This is a genomic window from Rhodococcus sp. IEGM 1305, from assembly GCF_030058635.1.
Lineage (GTDB): Bacteria > Actinomycetota > Actinomycetes > Mycobacteriales > Mycobacteriaceae > Rhodococcus_F > Rhodococcus_F opacus_D.
Genome location: NZ_JASHKX010000004.1, coordinates 13,084 through 31,648, shown reverse-complemented (window position 1 = coordinate 31,648; position 18,565 = coordinate 13,084). Strand labels below are relative to the sequence as shown.

At 65.5% G+C, this 18,565-nt stretch carries 16 protein-coding genes; 6 read left to right on the top strand and 10 right to left on the bottom strand.

Translation table 11 applies throughout. The features are described 5' to 3' along the window. Window positions 1-197: 197 nt before the first annotated feature. From QM693_RS09915 to QM693_RS09895, 5 genes are all read right to left on the bottom strand, one after another. Window positions 198-1,403, bottom strand: a complete 1,206-nt coding sequence (locus QM693_RS09915) for an alkyl sulfatase dimerization domain-containing protein (protein ID WP_283352207.1) — start codon at window positions 1,401-1,403, stop codon at window positions 198-200. 48 nt (window positions 1,404-1,451) lie between these two features. After that, a complete protein-coding gene (locus tag QM693_RS09910; RefSeq protein ID WP_283352206.1) occupies window positions 1,452-1,775 on the bottom strand; it encodes a DUF202 domain-containing protein in 324 nt (107 codons plus the stop codon). Then, window positions 1,766-2,092, bottom strand: coding sequence for a YidH family protein (locus QM693_RS09905; RefSeq protein ID WP_411194662.1), 327 nt, complete (start codon window positions 2,090-2,092; stop codon window positions 1,766-1,768). Before QM693_RS09905 ends, QM693_RS09910 begins: the two co-directional genes overlap by 10 nt. Before the next feature lie 38 nt (window positions 2,093-2,130). Next, window positions 2,131-3,450, bottom strand: a complete 1,320-nt coding sequence (locus QM693_RS09900; RefSeq protein WP_283352204.1) for an alkyl sulfatase dimerization domain-containing protein — start codon at window positions 3,448-3,450, stop codon at window positions 2,131-2,133. 134 nt (window positions 3,451-3,584) lie between these two features. Continuing rightward, a complete protein-coding gene (locus QM693_RS09895) occupies window positions 3,585-4,814 on the bottom strand; it encodes a PucR family transcriptional regulator (RefSeq protein ID WP_283352203.1) in 1,230 nt (409 codons plus the stop codon). Between the two features lie 150 nt (window positions 4,815-4,964). On the opposite strand from QM693_RS09895, the gene QM693_RS09890 reads away from it, so the two are divergent. The 4 genes from QM693_RS09890 to QM693_RS09875 all read left to right on the top strand — a co-directional run bounded on the left by QM693_RS09890 (window position 4,965) and on the right by QM693_RS09875 (window position 10,853). After that, window positions 4,965-6,143, top strand: a complete 1,179-nt coding sequence (locus QM693_RS09890; protein ID WP_280779365.1) for a CaiB/BaiF CoA transferase family protein — start codon at window positions 4,965-4,967, stop codon at window positions 6,141-6,143. A gap of 54 nt (window positions 6,144-6,197) precedes the next feature. Then, window positions 6,198-7,532, top strand: coding sequence for an MFS transporter (locus tag QM693_RS09885; protein WP_280779366.1), 1,335 nt, complete (start codon window positions 6,198-6,200; stop codon window positions 7,530-7,532). Window positions 7,533-7,731: 199 nt separating this feature from the next. Beyond that, window positions 7,732-8,394, top strand: a complete 663-nt coding sequence (locus tag QM693_RS09880; protein ID WP_283352202.1) for an enoyl-CoA hydratase/isomerase family protein — start codon at window positions 7,732-7,734, stop codon at window positions 8,392-8,394. After that, the gene (locus QM693_RS09875; RefSeq protein ID WP_283352201.1) at window positions 8,391-10,853 is read left to right on the top strand and encodes an acyl-CoA dehydrogenase family protein; all 2,463 of its coding nucleotides are present in this window, start codon (window positions 8,391-8,393) and stop codon (window positions 10,851-10,853) included. Before QM693_RS09880 ends, QM693_RS09875 begins: the two co-directional genes overlap by 4 nt. 199 nt (window positions 10,854-11,052) lie before the next feature. Here the strand turns inward: QM693_RS09875 and QM693_RS09870 are convergent, their stop codons facing one another. From QM693_RS09870 to QM693_RS09860, 3 genes are all read right to left on the bottom strand, one after another. Then, window positions 11,053-11,634 (bottom strand): NAD-dependent epimerase/dehydratase family protein, encoded by a 582-nt coding sequence (locus QM693_RS09870; protein WP_283352200.1) that lies wholly within the window; start codon window positions 11,632-11,634, stop codon window positions 11,053-11,055. Window positions 11,635-12,178: 544 nt separating this feature from the next. Further along, entirely contained in the window at window positions 12,179-12,991 is an 813-nt protein-coding gene (locus QM693_RS09865) for an MIP/aquaporin family protein (RefSeq protein ID WP_283352199.1), read from the bottom strand. A gap of 165 nt (window positions 12,992-13,156) precedes the next feature. Continuing rightward, window positions 13,157-13,657 (bottom strand): carboxymuconolactone decarboxylase family protein, encoded by a 501-nt coding sequence (locus QM693_RS09860; RefSeq protein WP_283352198.1) that lies wholly within the window; start codon window positions 13,655-13,657, stop codon window positions 13,157-13,159. 77 nt (window positions 13,658-13,734) lie between these two features. Between QM693_RS09860 and pdxR the strand changes: the two genes are divergently transcribed. Further along, entirely contained in the window at window positions 13,735-15,144 is a 1,410-nt protein-coding gene (gene pdxR, locus QM693_RS09855; protein WP_283352197.1) for a MocR-like pyridoxine biosynthesis transcription factor PdxR, read from the top strand. Window positions 15,145-15,225: 81 nt separating this feature from the next. On the opposite strand, the gene QM693_RS09850 is transcribed toward pdxR, so the two are convergent. Beyond that, the gene (locus QM693_RS09850; protein ID WP_283352358.1) at window positions 15,226-15,765 is read right to left on the bottom strand and encodes an LOG family protein; all 540 of its coding nucleotides are present in this window, start codon (window positions 15,763-15,765) and stop codon (window positions 15,226-15,228) included. A 383-nt stretch (window positions 15,766-16,148) separates the two neighbouring features. Here QM693_RS09850 and QM693_RS09845 point away from each other — a divergent pair, with 383 nt between their 5' ends. Further along, entirely contained in the window at window positions 16,149-17,465 is a 1,317-nt protein-coding gene (locus QM693_RS09845) for an HNH endonuclease signature motif containing protein (protein ID WP_283333267.1), read from the top strand. Between the two features lie 493 nt (window positions 17,466-17,958). On the opposite strand, the gene QM693_RS09840 is transcribed toward QM693_RS09845, so the two are convergent. Next, the gene (locus QM693_RS09840; protein ID WP_280779375.1) at window positions 17,959-18,408 is read right to left on the bottom strand and encodes a hypothetical protein; all 450 of its coding nucleotides are present in this window, start codon (window positions 18,406-18,408) and stop codon (window positions 17,959-17,961) included. Between the last annotated feature and the right edge of the window lie 157 nt (window positions 18,409-18,565).

The window sequence follows — 18,565 nt, the reverse complement described above, 5'->3', positions numbered from 1 at the left end:
TGAAAGCTCATCGTTCGTATGGTTGCCGACGTTGAAATTTTCCGGCACCGAGGGCCCGTCGATGGATCGTAGCGCGGGGGGAATCAACCCCTCCGGATCGTTCGGGTCCGGAAGTTACGAGCTGACGGTCGTCGATCTGCCGGGCGAGAGCTGCGCAAGTTCGACCGGCTCCGCCCTTTCCTCCTGCTGTGTGCCGTTTAGGTCACGGCTCGATAGAAGCTGCGCGAGACGTAGCTGGGTGCGTCTTTGGCCATAAGCGCACTCAGTTCGGATTTAAGTGTGCGGGCGTGGTGGGCCTCCGGGAAGTATGCGGTCGCGAGTGCCAGCAGATCGACGACGTGCAGCGCTTCCTGAACCTGTCCGGCGTCACGCAGTCGGTGTGCCTGGTCGAGCACGGCCTGCTTGTCGGTGATCGCTGCCGCGCGTGCGTTGGCGGCGATGTCGGGCCGGGCGGGGTGTAGGTGGGTCGGGTTGCCGTCCCACCACCCGGTTTCCGAGCGGACGATGTCCCGCACGATGAAGTCCCGATGTCCGTAGGCTTGTTTCATCCACGGGACGTCGAACAGTTCGGTCGGGTAGTCGATATCGTGCACGATGTCGTCGACGCCCATTCCCTTGTTGAGGCGTTCCACGACGGCTCTGCGCAGCCAGCGAAGTGCCGCCGAGGTGGTGGCCAGCTGCTCTGCGCCGACGTCGTGGATGACTGATCCGAACTCGGGGATCAGGACGGCAGGATTGAGGGCGGCAAGACTGTCGAGGGTGTTCGCCCACCGCACGGCGTCCCGCATGGTGCGCATGGGCGTGCCGATGTTCGGGATGCTGTCGATGACTGCGGCGCTCCCGTAGAGGATCCGTTCATGGGGCAACCACACGGCGGTGACATCGTCCGTCTCCGAAGGCGCCCACAATAGCCGAACCTGACGACTCGGGCCGCCGAGTGTCATTGCATCCCGGTAGGTTTGGTCGGGGAATGTCAGGGCCGGCACCGGCGCGAACTGTTCGATCGGCCGACGGAACTGGCGGGAGTTGATGTGGTTCTGGAGTCCGGCGGTCTCGATGTAGCGCTGGTAGCGGCGAACGACATTCTCGTGGGCGATGATCGTCGGGCGGGGTTCTCCGCGCCTCTCGGCTTCGGCCAGGAACCCTGGCACACCGTAGTTGTAGCCGAGGTGGCCGTGGCTGTAGACGATCCAGCGGACTGTCTGGTCGGTGTGTTCGCGGAGTTGTGCGAGTGCCTGAGGAACCACGGATGGACTCGGTCCGGAGTCGACGACGAGTAGTCCCTCATCGGTTTCTACGGCCAAGCTGTTTCCCTGTAGGCCCATCGTAAAGATTCCTGGGGCCACAACGGTGATTTCGGTGCCGCCGAACAGCGGGTTGTTGTCGACTTCCGCAACGGACATCGGTGTCTCCTTCCAGTGTGTGCTTCGAATTGTGTTTCGAGACTGCGGCTATCGGGCAAAGGCTGCGGTCGCGGCAGCGGCGACCGCTGTGGCCGTGACGAGTAGAGCTATCAGCCCGGCATGGTGTCCGGTCATTCCCTGAGTCCCCCGCCGCAGCGAACGGCCTCGCCGGTGGCTGATGTACGTGATCGCGAGCAGCAGCACCGCCATCGGTACCAAGGTGAGCGAAGCAGCGCGGTCACCGTGGACGGTGGGAATGTGGAGGAGCGCCACCGTCGTCGCGGCGGCGGAGAGTGTGGTTCTCCGCCAGGCCAATGCCGTGCGGTCTGGTTGTAGTCCCGGATCCCGGTCGGCGGACCCGATCACGACCACAATGCCGCTCCGGCGGCGAGGAGCGTGAGGATCCCCAGACCGAGAGCGAGAGCGGGCACGAGGACGGAGCCCGGAAGTGGCAGGTTCCGCCTGATGGCCGACTGCGCGGCCCTCCAGCGCAGATACGCGCCGGAGGCGAGGACGGTAGCTAGCCCGAAACACACCATCGTGATCGTCATCTGCAGTGCCCCGGAGGGCAAAGCAAGTAACTGATGGGCAGCCACACCCGCCGCCAGGAGCGCCATAGCGGTGCGGATCCAGGCCAGGTAGGTGCGTTCGTTCGCCAGCGTGTACCGGTAGTCCGGTTCCTCATCCACCGAACCTGAGTCCGCTGATGGACGGGGATTGTCTGAGGTCAGAATGCCCATCGCGCGCGGCCGGCTGTTTTGGCTTTCAGTTCGGTCGCGTGGTCGCTGCCGTCGAGGAAGGCCCGCGATTCCGCCACCGCCCATCCGTAGACCCCTTTCGCCATGGTGGAGGTGGCGCCTTGTTCCAGTTGGCCGAAGATGTCGACGCGGGCCTGATGTGAGTCGCGGCTCTGCGGATCGGCGTCGGTGGCCATCTGGGCGAAGTGTCCCGCCAGCCGGTGTTCGCCTCGTGCCAGTAGGGCGCGGGCCCGCTCGGCCAGTTGGGCGGCGCCGCCGCCGAGGTCCGCGACCTCGCGGGCGAGGTCGGTGCGGGGGGCGGACTTGAGGTTGGCGGGGTTGCCGTCGTACCAGCCGCCGTAGAGGCGCCAGACGTTGCGAATGACGAACTCCGGTTCGTCGTAGGAGGGTGCGAGGTAGGGCTTGCGGAGCAGTTCCGCGGGGGCGGTAACAGTGTGCACGACCTCGTCGAGGGTCGCTCCGGCGTTCATCATCTCGAGGGTGCGGCCGTGCAGGATTTCCAGGAGTTCGGCGGCGTCGGTGAGGGTGGTGCGGATTCGGTCGGCGCCGAGGATCGGGAGCCCGTGTCCGGGGAGCAGGATTTCGGCGCCCAGGTCGGCCATCCACCGCAGGGTTTGGGCCCATTCATGTGCGAAGCGCTGCACCTTCTGCGGATTTCCGGCGTTGGGGCTGGCCCAGATGAAGAAATCCCCACAGCACAGGATCTTGCGGTCGGGGATCCAGGCGATCGCGGCGTCATCGGTCTCGCCGCGGGCGTGGTGGAGGTGCACCTGCAGGTCGTCGATGGCGAGGGTGGTCTGGTCGGTGAAGGTGGCGTCGGGGTATCGGTATTCGTCCGGCCACATCAGGTTCGGTGCCTGGAATTGGCGTTGGTTGATGATGCCGTTGTAGCCGCGGGTTTCCTTGTAGCGGTCGAACCTGCTGATGACGTTTTCGTGTGCGAGGACCGTGGGGCGGGTCCAGCCGCGCTCGTGCGCTTCGGTGTCGAAGGGGTCCATGCCGAAGACGTGGTCGACGTGTCCGTGCGAGTAGACGGCCGTGTGCACCGGTTGCTCGGAGATTCGCCGGGTGGCTGCGAACAGGTCTTCGGCGGTGCGGCGGTCGCCGGTGTCGTACACGAAAAGACCCGCCTTGGTGGGAAATACGTAGACGTTGCCGAACGCCGGCCACATGTATGCGCCCTCCGCGATGTAGTGCATTCCCTCCTTCCGGAGGTCTCCGTGGTGGTAGGCGTTCTGGTTGGCTTCGCCCTTCCAGACCTTGTCGGCGTAGTCGATGATGTCCGTCATGTGGCGCTCTCCTCGGCGTGGGTATCGGACCGCGACGCTGCGATCCGTGCGCCTCATTCTGTGCACCGGACATCAGCCGAACAATCGTCTGCGCGCACACCCCTGGCGGCCCCAGTCTGTGACCGATCACAGATTCACAGCGGGTGGTCGGCCCCCGCGTCGGGGTGAACGGTGGCGGCGCTGACCGCGACCGCGAGAGTGAGCAGCTCCGTGGTGACGTGTACGTCGAGGCCGGTCAGCTCGCGGACGCGGATGAGCCGGTTGTCGACGGTGTTGGGATGGACCACCAGGGTGTCCGCAGTGGCCCGTCGATCCAGGTTGCTGGCCAGATAGACCCGGAGGGTGTGCATCAGGTCCGGTCGCGATTGCAACGGGGCGCAGCGCTCCAGCAGCACCGGCAGCGACGCACTGGTGTGGGCGAAATGGTGCGCAAGTGCGACATCGCCCATTCGGCTGACCGTGCCGGTGCGGCCGGACCGGATCGCGGTGTCGAGTACCTCGGCGGCCGTGGTGCCGGCCCGCGGAAGGTCCTCGATCGAAGTGGCGTCCTCGATCGCGATCGTCACTGGTGCTCCGCTGACCCGCGCAAGGTCCACGGCCAGCGGGTCGAGAGCCCCGATCGGTGGATGCATCAGAATCCGAGCGTGCCGAGGCCTGACATCGATGAGCCACAGGCCGGGGACCGCCCTGGCGAGGTGGGCGCGAACGGCGCGGACCTTCCGTGTGGCCGCCAGTGATCGGGCGTTCCGGTCGCCGGATCCTTCGGCGGGGGTGTCACCGATGTGCAGCAGCATGATGCTCGGTTCGGCAGGGACGGAGTCGGGGTCGTCGAACACCCACCCGTCGCCGCGCAGGAGGGCATCGATGATGGGGGCATGGTTTCGGTCTTGCGCCGAAATGAGGTCGTGCGCGTGGATCTCGTACGCGGAGACGACCTCTCGTAGCATGCAGTCAAACGTGGTATGGGCTCGGCGGTATGCGAACCAGAACAGTCCGTGGTCGGTGCCGAGTTCGCGTTCCAGTTCTTCGGAGAGTACGTCGAATCCGATCTGCCAGCAGCGCATGTACTCCCGTAGCGGCAACCCTTCCGCGACTCGTTCGGTGCCGCGTTCGATGTTCTCGCGCATCGTGTCGGCGACGTCGATGGACTCGTCGGTGATCGACTGCAGGCACACCTCGAGCAGCGATCGAACGGTGTGGGCGCTTTCCCGGTGCAAATGTTCGGGCACCGCGGTCTGCGTGTAGAGCGGCGAGGTGGCGATGTAGCGGTCGATGATTGTCCGTGCCATCCGCGGCACCGACCGGCGAATACGGGCGATGGTGCCCTGCAGATCGTCTTTGGTTGCCTCGGGCGCGGTGCGCATCGAACGCCTCCTAGGTGTGACGGGTCACACACTACAGACGTGAAGAGTGTGACAGCCGCCGATGGTACGACAGCAACCCATTCGGCCAGGCTGAGGACCCAGAACGGCTCCACCAGCCCCGAGGTCCACACCGGCACAGAATGAGGAACCATGCCAGACTCTGCGTACGCTCCCGATGACCTGCCCCTGACCGGGATCATGGTCGTCGATTTCGGTCAGTACATCGCGGCGCCAGGCGCCGCGCAGACCCTGGCCGACCTCGGCGCCGACGTCCTCAAGATCGAAGGCCCCGGCGGGGACCAGGCGCGCGGTATCGGCGTCTACGGCGAGGCCATCATGCGCGCCTACAACCGCCGCAAGAAGTCGATCGTGCTCGACCTCAAAGCCGAGGACGATCTCCGCCACGCGCGGGCCCTCATCGCCCGAGCCGACGTCGTGATCCACAACCTGCGACCAGGGGTGATGGAAAAGCTAGGCCTGTCGGCCGACGAAATACGCGAACTGAATCCCACCGTCGTTCTCGCCGCGGTGTCCGGCTTCGGCACCGAGGGACCCTCCCGCCGCCGGCCGGGCCTCGACATCGCCGCCCAGGCGGAAACCGGCATGATGTCCGTGACCGGAGAGGCGGACGGAGACCCGCAACGGGTCGGTTTCCCGCTCGTCGACCACGCCACCTCCTACGTGGTCACGCAGGCGGTGCTGGCGGCCCTGTTCCGACGAGAACGTACCGGCCTCGGGGACGACATCGACGTCTCACTGCTCGACGTGGCGATCGATCTGCAATGCGTGAACTGGGGCGAATACTCCCTCACCGGCGTCGCGCCCCACCGGCGCGGTAACGGGCAACCGACCGCGGCACCGGCCGCCGACATCTTCCCCACCGCCGACGGCTCGATCGTCGTCTCCGCCTACACCGAGCAGCGATTCACCCAGCTCTGCGACCTCGCGGGCCGACCCGACCTGCCGAAGGATCCCCGCTTCGCCGACAACCCGGCGAGGGTCGCCCACCGCGGCGAACTCCTCGCCGCGCTCACACCCTTCTTCGCCGGCCTCGACACCGAAGCCGCCCTCACGGCGCTGACTTCCGTGGGCATCGTCGCCGGCGCCGTTCGCACCTACGACCAGGTTCCCAGTGCGCCCGATGTGATTGCCAGCGGCATCTTCACCACCGGCAGCACCGCCGACGGACACACCTATTCCATCCCAGGACTCCCCTACCGCTCCCGCAGCACCCCCCGCACCGCAGACGCCGGGCGGGTCCCCGAACTCGGCGAACACAGCCACGAGATCGTCGCGCGCTACCGGCTGGGCGAGTACTCCCTGACGTGACCTGACACGCCACCGCGCCACCCACCCCTCACCGTCACGGCCCCAGGAGCACTCGTGTCCCTACAGAATCGACAAACCCGCACCGAGGGCGGCCTCGCCGCCGACCGTGAACTCGACAGCCCCCGCGTTCGCCGGCGCGGCTGGATCATCACCCTGATGCTGATGGCGTTCATGCTGATCAACTTCGCCGACAAGGTCGTCGTCAGCCTCGCCGGCGTCGAGATCAAGGCCGACCTCGGACTCACCAGCGAACAGTTCGGCACCGCCCAAAGCGCATTCTTCTGGCTGTTCGCCCTGGGCGCGATCGTTCTCGGATCCCTCGGCGGCCGTATCTCCGCGCGATGGCTCCTCGCCGGTCTGGTCGGACTGTGGGTGCTCAGCCTTGCCCCGATGACCACGACGGTCGGATTCGGGGTCTTCCTCGCCTGCCGGATGCTGCTCGGATTCGCCGAAGGCCCCGCCGGGGCGTTGTCCCAGCAGATCGCCCACACCTGGTTCTCCCCGACCCGCCGTTCACTACCGGCGTCAGTAGTCATCATGGGAGCCTCCCTCGGCCCGCTGATCGCCGCCCCGGTCCTGACCTGGATCATCCAGAGCTACAGCTGGCACGCAGCGTTTCTCGTGCTCATGGCCGCCGGAGTGATTTGGCTGGTGGCCTGGCTGTTCATCGGCGGTGAAGGACCCGCCGGCAATGCCGGGGCGGGCACCGGGAAACAGGCGGTGACGCTTCCCGACACCGTGCCCGTCCGGCTCCTGTGGACTCGCCCCACGGTGATCGGTGTCGCGATCTTCTCGTTCTGCTCCTATTGGGCGACCGCGTTGAAGGTGAGTTGGTTACCGCTGTACCTGCGCGAAGGCCTGCACTACAGCGCCAACGCCACCGGACTGCTGATCACATTGCCCTTCGCCGCGGCCGTCATCCTGACCTTCCTCGCCGGCCTGATCTCCACCCGCCTCTCGCTGGCCGGACGATCGTCCCGCACCGCCCGCGCCCTGTTCGCGGCCGGCCTACTCGCCGCCGGCGGTGTGTGCATGATCGGATTCACAACATTGCCCGTCGGACCCACTCAAATGGTGCTGATCGCGCTCGCGTTCTCCCTCAACACCGCAGCCTGGGGACTGGCGTTCTCCCTGCTCTCCGACGTAGTACCCGCCAAACAACGCGGATCCGTCATGTCCATCACCGTCGCGATCTACAGCCTCGGCGGTGTCGCGGCACCACTTCTCATCGGCTCCCTCGTCTCCGGCGCCGCCGATACCGCCGCTGGATACGGCCGAGGCTTCGTCATCGTGGGAGTCATCATGCTGGTCGGCGCACTCGCCGCCACCATCCTGGTCAACCCCGAACGCGACGCAACCACGATCGCCGCACACCACCCGAACACGTAGGCAGAACTAGAACGTTCGACGGCACCGCCGCCGACGAACCTGGCCTGACGGCACCAGCCGGTCGTCAGCGATCCTGGAAGGAAGCAATGAGCACGCCAATGTTGTTGAGAGGCAACGTGTCCCTGATAGGCGGCGAACGCGCCACGGGGCGGCAGGCTGCTCCCGTCGGGCAGTTCGACGGCCTCGTGAGGAGCCTGTTGTGAGTTCTACGGAGAGCGATGTCGTGGTCGTTCGGCACCATCAGAGTGGGCGTCTGGACATAGAACTCAATCGTCGCGAGCGCAAGAACGCCTTGACGGTCCCGATGGTCACCCAGCTCGCCAGAACGTTCGCCGACGCTCAGGACGACGACACAGTAACAGCGGTGTTGCTGTGCGGCGCGGGCGGGTGCTTCAGTTCCGGTTTGGATCTGGCCGAGGTACGCCCGGGTGAACCGGCGATTACCGCGGCGATCGCCGACCTGCACGCGACCCTGTCCGGGTTCGAGAAGCCGCTGATCGGGGCGCTGGAGCGGGCCGCTGTCAACGGTGCTGCGGCGATCGCGCTGGCCTGCGACCTCCTCGTGGTGGGAGAGACGTCGTTCCTCATGGTCGGCGAGGCGGAGATGGGGGTGGCTGCGCCGAACAATCTGCGGTGGTTGCTCGCGAAATTCGACGTGAACCAGGCACTGCAGCTCACGCTGGCCTGTGAACGTCAGTACGGTCCCGACCTGTTGCGCCGCAGCTTCGCCTACGAGATGGTGCCGGACGAGCAGGTTTTGGTCCGGGCCACCGAGCTCGCCGACAAGATTGCGGCCTACCCCAACGGCGGGGGAATCGCCATGAAGCAAGCGATTCTGACGCGCCGAACACTGCTCGTGTGAGTGCGTGCGCACGGCGGCACCTGCTGTCGAAAAGCCATATAAGACAACATAATGCACAGCCGGGCGGGCAGGTCGCAGGCCGCCCGGTCATCCCAGGTCTGGGGATCCCGACCGAGGTGGTGCTACACGGGACACTCGAAGGAGACAATCGAATGGGTATGACTACAACCGCTGAACACCGCGCGCTTCGCGACGCGGTTCGAGAGTTTCTCACCGCAACCAGTGCACCGGCCGAAGTATTGGCCGTCCAGGACACGGAACTCGGATACCGACCCGAGATGTGGGCGACGATGGCCGAACAACTCGAACTGCAAGGACTGCTCGTCGACGAGAAATACGGAGGATCAGGCGCGAGTATCGGTGACCTCGTGGTGGTCGCCGAGGAATTCGGGTGCTCCGCAGCGTGCAGCCCCTTCTTCGCGAGTTCCGTGTTGACCACGCTCGCCATCGCGGATTGCGCCCGGGAGCGGTGGCTCAGTGAGCTGCTGCCAGGTCTCGCCGCCGGCACTCGTCTCGGGTGTCTGGCATTTGCCGACGCCGACGGGTGGTGGCAGGCCGGCTCGGAGACGGTGCGTGCACAGCCGGACGGCGATAGCTGGCGGATCGATGGACGGGCCGATCACGTGATCTTCGGACACTGCGCCGACACGATCGTCGTCGCCGCCCGAACCGAAGACGGGACCGGCCTGTTTCTGGTGGAACCATCGGACGCGAGCATGCTGCGGGTCCGGCAACCCGCGCTGGACCTGACCCGCCCGCTCACGACCATCACCTTCGACAGCGCAGCAGCGCAACGGATCAGTGGCACCGCAGACATTTCGGAGGCGCTGTCCCGAGCGCTCGACAAGGCGCTCGTCGTGCAGGCGGCGGAGAGGGTCGGTGGCGCTCGCAGGTGCCTGCAGCTGACAACTGACTATGCGAAGACCCGCAACCAGTTCGGTCGTCCGATCGGTACCAACCAGGCAGTCAAACACGGACTGGCCGATCTGACCCGTGCGCTCGAACCGATCGCCGCCGCCGTCGACGTCGCCGCTCACGCCGCGGATACCGGAGCGCCGGAACTGCCCGCACTGGTGAGCCTGCTCAGCGTCGCGGGGACCGAGAGGTACCTGCAGATCGCCGGCGAGACGATTCAACTGCACGGCGCGATCGGTTTCACCTGGGAGCACGAGGCTCATGTTCATCTCAAGCGGGCGAAGACCGATCAGCTGATGTTCGGGTCGTCGGTGTGGCACCGCGAGCGTCTGCTCGCCGGAGTCCTCGCCACCGGCGCCGCGTTCGAGGCGCCGGCGCGGGCCGACGAACCCGCTCGGCTGGCGGACCTGCGGACCGAGGTCCGCGCCTGGCTGGCCGACCACCGCGCCGAGGGGATGCCACTCGAATACGCGCAGGAACCGTTCGGGCACGAAGCCACCGATGCCGAGAAGCGATGGACCGATCTGTTGCGGAAGGGGCGTTGGCTGTGCCTGTCGTGGCCGGAGGAACACGGCGGCCGGGGCCTGGGACCGGTCGAAACTCTCGTTGTGGAAGAGGAGTTCGCGCGCGCGGGACTTCGACGCCCGCAACTCGGAATGGGCGAGACCCTGCTCGCGCCCGCCCTGTTGGCCCATGGGAGCGAGGACCAGAAGCGCCGGTTCCTGTCCCGCATTCTGTCGGGCGAAGACACGTGGTGCCAGGGCTTCTCCGAACCCGAGACCGGATCCGATCTCGCCTCGCTGCGGACCAGCGGAATCGTGAACGGTGACGAGTTGCGGATAACCGGTGACAAGATCTGGACCAGCAACGGAGCCCGGGCCAACATGATGTTCCTGTTATGCCGCACCGACCGCGAAGCACCGAGACACCGCGGTATCTCGTTTGTCCTTGTTCCCATGACGGACAACAGCATCGACGTCGACTCCATCCGGATGGCGTCGGGCGACAGGGGGTTTGCGCAGGAACGGATAACCGATGCCCGCGCCCCCTTGACCAATGTGGTGGGTGGGCTCGGCAACGGTTGGGTGGTCGCGATGACCACACTCGGCGCCGAACGAGCGGGCAAGGCGGCGACGCAGTACGTCGGCTATCGCCACGAACTGGACGTGCTGGTGGAGCGGCTGGACAAGAACGGTCGGCTCGGCGACGTGATCGTCCGCCAGCGGTTGGCGGATCTGGTGGTCGAGGTCGAGTTGATGCGTGCCGTTGGTTCCGTGATCAGTGCCCGAGTCGCAGAGGGGCAGGCCGTCGACGAGTTGCTGGCTATCGACAAGGTCAACTGGTCGGAGTATCACTGCATCTTCGGCTCGACGGCGCTGGAGCTTCTCGGCGCGTCTGCGTTGACCCGTCCTGAGGGGGACGGATATCAACTCGACTCCTTGCAGCGAGTGTTCCTCGAGAGCCGGGGACGCCGGATCGCTCGCGGGTCGAATCAGATTCAGCGCAACATCATCGGCGAAAGAATCCTGGGTTTGCCGAGGTAGACACTCAACTGTAGGTAGTCGACCAGACGTCCGTGCCGGTCGGAACCCCGTGTGCAACATGTTTACGAGCCCGCTTCTCCAGATGTGAGTCCCACCAACGGTCGATGGCGTCAGTACCGGCGGACAGTTCCACGGAACTGTTGGCGGACAACGTCGTCGCCGTGTCAGGACTGTGGAAACAGTAAGAGCCCACGAATGCTCAGTCGACTATGACGACCACGCCCGTCGGCTCGCCCAGCGCCTCCACCGTTCGTTCGGCAGCTCGGTCGATACGAACCCGAGGTCCCTCGGGTTGTTGCTGCTCGTGATAGGTGCCGGGACCGTAGAACTGTCCATAGCGCAATGCAACACCGCCCTCGGCGAGAACGGAACGCTCCAATTCTGCGACCGCCCGAGCGGCGGGCCCATCAGGCAATTGCCAGGCGACGCTTTGAGCCAGGATCTTCGGCGACCCGCTCTGCCGAGCGGCCTCGATAAGATTCTGGGTTCCCTCGGTTCGGATGCGAGCGTTCAGATCTGCGTGTTCACTGATCTGCGCCGAATCATCCGGCAGATCGGTCAGCTCGTTCAGTATGACGTCCGGTGTGAAGTCACGAACCGCCTGAATTACAGCCTCCCGATCGAAGACATCACACAGCACCGGTTCGGCACCGAGGTGGCCCAGTAGCTCCGTCTTGCTGGGTGAGCGCGTCATACCGCCGACTACGTGCCCCGCCTGAATCAACCGGGGAATCAGCCGCTGCCCGATCACGCCGGATGCGCCGGCAAGAAATATCCTCATGATTACTCCTTAACTATACGAAATGGAAGTGAGCACCGAACCGCCGCTGTCAACCGCGGCACGGTGATGTCATACGGGTCCCTGCCTTTTCGGAAGCGCTGGCCTCTGTGCAGGCCCAAGGAGGTAATCCCACGCGGCCCTCAAGGGAGGCAATGGCTCTGGGGAGAAGAGCCGGGACAGATACCCCACTGGAACGGGTTGAACCTGTGACGTTCTGTTGGGCCTCCCCGCTCGTGACCGAATGGGTTGGGGCCGACGCGGTGAGGGCCGATGGGGTGGTGAGGATGGTGAGGGAACGAGTTTTCGATCGACGACTGGTGGACCGATGCCAGACGGTCCAGAACGCCTGTCGGATGTGCCGACGCGGCGCCGGCGCCGAACCCTCCGATGACTGTGACGGCCGCAACCGCGATCAGTGCACCACGAGCAAAATTCTTCATGTCGAACTCTTTTCTGTGTTTCTCGGCAATCTGATGCCGAGCATGGAATGGGGCGAACGCGAATCGGTACGCCCCAGCTTGTGAGGTCAGTGGATGCGATGATGTCATCGCTCCGGCCCCAGGTGACGAGTGTCGGAGGGCTGTGGGCTGCGCAAGTATTCATGCAATCGCGGGTCCCGCTCGTGGTGCGGTGTGCGCAACCGCCGGTTGATTACGTGGTCGACCGAGGCCCCGAGTGCCGCTCCCAGGACCGGCGCGACCAGATAGATCCATAGATCGGTGGTACGCCCAGAGAGTGCAGCAGGACCGAACTGGCGGGCGGGGTTGATCGATCCCCCGCTGCGGGGACCGAGGAGGGCGATGACCAGCCCGACCGACACTCCGATGACGTACGGCAGCAGGCGTGCACGGCCGGGACAGGCAAGGAAGAACCCGACGACAACGATCAGGACCATCATCGAGCCCATCTCGGCGAGAAAGACGGACGCGGGCTGCCAGCCGGACGCGGCCCTGATCGCGGCGTAGTCGACAGGAGCGAACGAGACCGCATGCCCCCACACCAGGCGCCCGAGCACCGTCCCCACCGCTGAACCCGCAAGTTGGGCGAGTACGTAGGGCGGAACGCTGCGACCAGGGAAGCCGTTCATGAGCCACAGGGCGATGGTCACGGCGGGATTCATGTGCCCGCCAGCGCGTTTGCCGGGTGGACTGAACATCAGGCCGGTGAGGATGATCCCGCTGAGAACCCCGATGACGGCAAGTGCGACGTGCAGGTCGGCGATGTAGAGGGTGGAGGCCGGATCACGCAACCACCGGACGACAGTCACCGCGAGGAACAGCAGGACGGTGGTGAGCGCGAACTCGTCGGCGGCGCGCGCCAGTGGCTGCCGGTGTGGCAGAGGCGAAGCGGTACTCACCATGATCTCCTAGTGTCGGTGTGCCGGAAGCGGCGTGGATTCCGGACGCATCCGGACAGCAGGTCCCGGTCGTTCTCGGCCACCGGCCGCCCGGATACCAGATTTCAGACACGAGCCCCTCCGCGAGTTCGCTGGTCGCCCTGTCGCGTTGGCTCGATCGGGTCGTTAGGAGTCCGGCGTGTAGTGACCGGGGACCAATCGGGTGGATACGCCGAAGCGGTTCCACGTGTTGATCGTCGCGATGGCGACGATGAGTCGGGCGAGCTCGGTATCGTCGAACTCGTTCGCGGCCTTCGCGTACACCTCGTCAGGGACGAATCCGTCTGTGAGCACGGTGATCGCCTCGGTCAGCTCGATCGCTGCGATCTCCTTCGCCGTGTAGAAGTGTTTCGACTCCGTCCATGCGTTGAGCTGGATGATCCGCTCCGCCGATTCGCCGGCGGCCAGTGCGTCCTTGCTGTGCATGTCCAGGCAAAAGGCGCAGTGGTTGATCTGCGATGCGCGGATCTTGACCAGGTTGAGCAACGTCGGCTCGACGCCCAGCCCTGCGGTCGTGTCGAGGCGGATCATGGCCTTGTAGGCCTCGGGTGCGAACTTTGCCCAGTCCAGGCGGGGTGCGTGCTCGGGGAGAAGTTCAGTGCTTTCGTGTACTTCGTTCATCGTCATGCCAGCAACGCTACGTCCCGAGTGGCTCTAGAGTATGGTCCATTTCTATGCCAGATATTCATACCAATTCTGGGGGCGTGCCACCTTCTGGGTTCGGTGCCGACCTGCTGGTGGAACTGAACGGACCCAAGCTGCGCGCCGGTCTCACGGACGCATTGCGAGAGGCCGTGCGCACGGGGCGGCTGGCGCCTGGCACCCGGCTGCCGGCGTCCCGCTCGCTCGCCGCCGATCTCGGTATCTCACGCAATACCGTGACCGAGTCCTACGCCGAATTGGTGGCCGAGGGCTGGCTCAGCGCGCAGCAGGGTTCCGGGACCTGGGTGGCCAGGCGGGCTGAGGCGCGCACGGCCGCGCCTGCAGCTGCCCGTGCGAGGCCGACTCAGCGCCGTCCCACGTACGGACTGCTGCCGGGTTCACCGGACCTCACGGACTTTCCGCGTATGCAGTGGCTCTCCGCGGCCCGTCGCGCCCTGACCGCGGCGCCGCACGAAGCGTTCGGCTACGGCGATGCCCTCGGCCGGGTCGAGCTGCGCACCGCCCTGGCGGACTATCTGGCGCGGGCCCGTGGGGTGTACGCCGAGCCGGAGCGGGTCGTCATCTGTTCCGGTTTCCATCATGGTCTGACGTTGATGGCGCAGGCACTCAGGGCGCGGCGGGTGCAGGCGGTGGCAGTCGAGTCGTACGGCCTCGACCTCTATCGGGACCTGCTGACCGGCGCAGGACTGCGTACCCCGCCCCTCTATGTCGACGAATATGGCGCCCGTACAGACGAGTTGGCACGATTGCGCGGAGTAGGTGCGGTTCTGATGACTCCGGCGCATCAGTATCCGACGGGGGTCGCGCTGAGCCCGGACCGGCGCACGGCGGCTGTCAACTGGGCGCGTGCCACCGGCGGCCTGATCTTGGAGGACGACTACGACGGGGAGTTCCGATACGACCGACAGCCGGTGGGTGCTCTGCAGGGCCTCGACCGCGAGCGGGTGGTGTATTTCGGTTCGGTGAGCAAGTCGATGGCGCCGGGGCTGCGGCTCGGCTGGATGGTGCTACCAGAGGAACTCATCCCGGATATCGTGACGGCCAAGGCGCACGGCGACTACATGTCGAGTGCGCTGGAGCAGCTGACACTTGCGGAGTTCATCGCATCGGGCGCGTACGACCGTCACGTGCGCTCGATGCGGCTGCGCTACCGGCGCCGCCGTGACCAACTGGTCGCGGCCCTGGCGCAGAGGGCCCCCGGCATCCGCGTGACCGGCATGGCCGCCGGGCTGCAAGCGGTCCTCGAACTCCCGCGCGGGACCGAGCGCACGGTCGTGGAGGCGGCGGCCCGGCAAGGACTGGCGGTCAGCGGAATCGCTCAGTTCTGCTACGAAGTGGCGGACGCCGGGTGGCAGTTGCCCGAGCGGGACGCGTTGGTGGTCAACTACGCGGCTCCCTCGGACAGTGCATGGGCAGGCGCGCTGGACGCACTGTGCAGGGTGATGCCCTAAACAGGGCGGTGCCGTAGCCCGATGCTGCTCACAGTCGGTTCGCACCCGATGCGCCAATGTGTTCAGTGCGGGATGATTCCATCACCGGCTCCTGACGGAATCCTCCAGGTGGCCCAGTGCGTCGGCACCCTCGTTGGCGAGGTAGACCAGCTCCATGAGGGGTAGCGGCAGGAACCCTTCGTCCTCCATCCGTCGGAGCTGAAGTATCACCCCGTCATAGAAGCCGACCGTGTTCAGCAGGGCCACCGGCTTGTCGAGCAGTCCGTGTTTCCTCAACTCCAGGATTTCAGTCGCCTCGTCCAGCGTGCCCAGGCCGCCGACCATCACCACCACCGCATCCGATCTGGCGAGCAGCAGCGCCTTGCGTTCGGCGAGATCCTTGGCGATCACCATCTCGTCGGCGTCCTTTCTGGCAAAAGCCCGGAGAAACTCGACCGAGATCCCGACGAGCCGCCCTCCGGTCTCCTGTACTCCGTCGGCGACAACCTTCATCAGCCCGGTATCGGATCCGCCCCATACCAGGGTATGGCCGCCGTTTCCGATGAGTTCTGCGAACTCGCGAGCCGGTCGGGTATAGCGCTCGTCGAGGTCGGCGGAGGAGAGGAAGACACAAATGTTCATGGTTGAACTATAGGACTCTGATAAGAGGACTGCGATGTGCGATGCTGAACGCTTAAGGGGGACAACAGCAAACGGGGCCTTATGGTGGAGTCCCGGCGCACCTTCGCGGTCGAGCATGTGCGTGTGATCAGCCACTGGTCATCCCGATCAGGCCGGTGAAGCCCGGCCATCGGCAGCCGTCTCCGGAAGTTGATGTGGTCCGGCAAGGGCCTTGCTGATCGCGCTGGAACGCCGGAACCCGCGGTCCTTCGGCATCCCGCGTTCGCGTGCGTGCGTTTTCGCGGGGGCTGGGGTCGCGGTCGCCTACGTGTGGTGCTGACCAGGCCTGATGCCGATGGCGGGAAGCCATTGACTCGAAAGTGTGTTCGAACTAGAATTCGAGGATGGGGCTCGGGGGAGATATCCAGGGGGCGTTGTCGGACGAGATTCTGGCGACCGCGGTCGGTGATGCGTGGCGTCTGGCCGAGGCGGAGTTGCTCGAATCGGTCGTTCGTATCTCGGAAGAGATTCAGCGGCTTGAAGCCTTGCGCGTCAAGCTCGTCGGTGCCGTCGACCATCGCTGCAAGGTTGATGTGCTGGGGTTTCCGAACGCCAAGATGTGGCTGGCCTCCAAGACGTTGCTCGAGGTAGGTGCTGCGGGGCGAATCGTGCTGTTGGGCCGAGGGTTGCGTCTCCAACCGGAGATCGCGGACGAGTACTTCGATACGAACATTTCGGCGGAGCATGCTGCGCTGATCATGAAGTTCTGCGAACGGCCACCCAAGGGCATGCCACTCGAAGCGTTGGATGACTGCCGAAATGCTTTGCTGTTCGCGGCAACCGGTCCCACCGCGAACACGGATGCGGTGCGCGCCGTGATCGCCAGGCTGGAACGCGCCTTCGAGTCCGACGATCCGCCGCCCAGTGAAGACACCGACCTCAACGAGTTCCACGCCTCCAAGACACTCAACGGCCGTGTCGCCGTCAAAGGCGACCTGGATGCCGTGACCGGCGAGATGCTGCTCTCGGCGCTCTCCGGACTGTCCAAGCCACGGCCCGCGCAGGACGGAACCAAGGACCCCCGCACGCCCGGACAGCGGCGGGCCGATGGGTTCACCGAACTCCTGCGCCGCTATCTTGACTCCGGGATCGCCGGCGAAGAAGGCGGCGAACGGCCACACGTCTCGCTCCACGTGAACGTCAAAGATCTCGCCGACCGCACCGACTGCAGTGCACGAGCACAGCAGGATGCTGCTTCGTCCGACGACTCGCTCTTCGCCGTCGATGGGGTGGCGTGGACGGAGTGGATGGGGCCGCTGAGTCTCAGGGCGGCCCGGCTCCTCAGCTGCGATTCGATTTACACGCCGATCGTTCTCGACGAGAACAGGGCGCCACTCGATCTCGGTATTTCCACCCGGACCGTCACGAAGAGGCAGCGAAAAGCGTTGGTGGCGAGGGATCGAGGATGTGCGTTCCCCGGGTGTGGTGCGCCGCCGTCCTGGTGCGAAGGTCACCACATCGTCCACTGGTCCGCAGGCGGGCCGTCCGACATGGGAAACCTGGTGCTGCTCTGCGGTTTCCACCACCGCTTGCTGCATCACAGTGACTGGGAGATAGAGATGGGAGCGGATCGGCACCCCACGTTCATTCCACCGCGGCAGGTCGACTGGGAACGGAAGCCGCTGCCGGCGCACAACCGGGCCCGGCCCCGAGCCTCCTGACCGCGCGGCACAGTACATCACCGACTCGGCGACAGGACAATTCCTGTCGCCGAGCCGGCATGCCGCCGTGGCGGGTATGCCAGCCACCCGTGGGATCCTGAATCGGTGGCGGCTGCAACAGCCAGCACCGGCGCGATCGGACCTCAGAAAACCGCCATACGGCCCGAGGGCGCTTCCACTGCGGTTGTGTCCGCCCCGGCACGCGGGAATGGCACCTCAGAAATAAAACAAACCAATTGGCCCGTTTTCTGGTAACGTCTGGGCCGTCATGGTGGTCACATGACGACGCGGACGTCTCAGGCACACGAGTCGGTTCACGCGAGGGGTGGAGTGCAGGTGTCGCCCGAGCTGCTGGTTGGGCGGCACCTGCACCCGACGTCGCCGGCGTCGAGACGAATCGTCCGAAGCGCAGTGGTGCTTCGGAACTCAGTGGTGCTTCGGAACTCAGTGGTGCTTCGGAACTGATATCACACAGCTATTTTCATAGCAACAGTCACTTCTTGTCTTCGGCCTTGCCGACGCCTCCTTGATGCGCGGGTCCCACTCCGGAGTCGCTGCCCTCGGTCTCGGCGGCGTGTGCGGCGGGTGTCTCCTCGGCCGGCGAGGCGACGGCACCGCGGGGAGTCTCCCCGGGCTTCGGTGACTGCGTTCCGCCGGAGTCCACGTGGTCGTCGTGCTCCGGGCGTCCTTCTTTCGTACTGGTCGTCCGGCCGTCGTAGGGCGGTGTCGCCGGCTCGGCGTCGCCTGGGGGCAGCGAGCCACCGGCGGGCGCCGGGTTCGTGCCCGACTCCGCGGAGGAGGTGACTTCCTCCTGGTCCAGAGATCCTGGCTTACGGTCCGTCTGGCCTGCTCCGGCCTGGTCCGGGCCTGCGTCTCGTGAGCCCTTGGGGCCACGCTCCGACTGTGGTTCCTCGTGCAACTGCGTGCCTGGTTCGGTACCCATGATCACTCCTTTCCGACGCAGCAGAACGCCGGATTCTTACTTCGTTGGTGATTGATATCTGTTGTAGCTATGCCCTGGGACGCGAATGCGAAACCGCGTCTTCCGATTGGGGCACGATGCGGCGCAGTGCCCGCCCTGATTCGTTTTGCGAACGTTT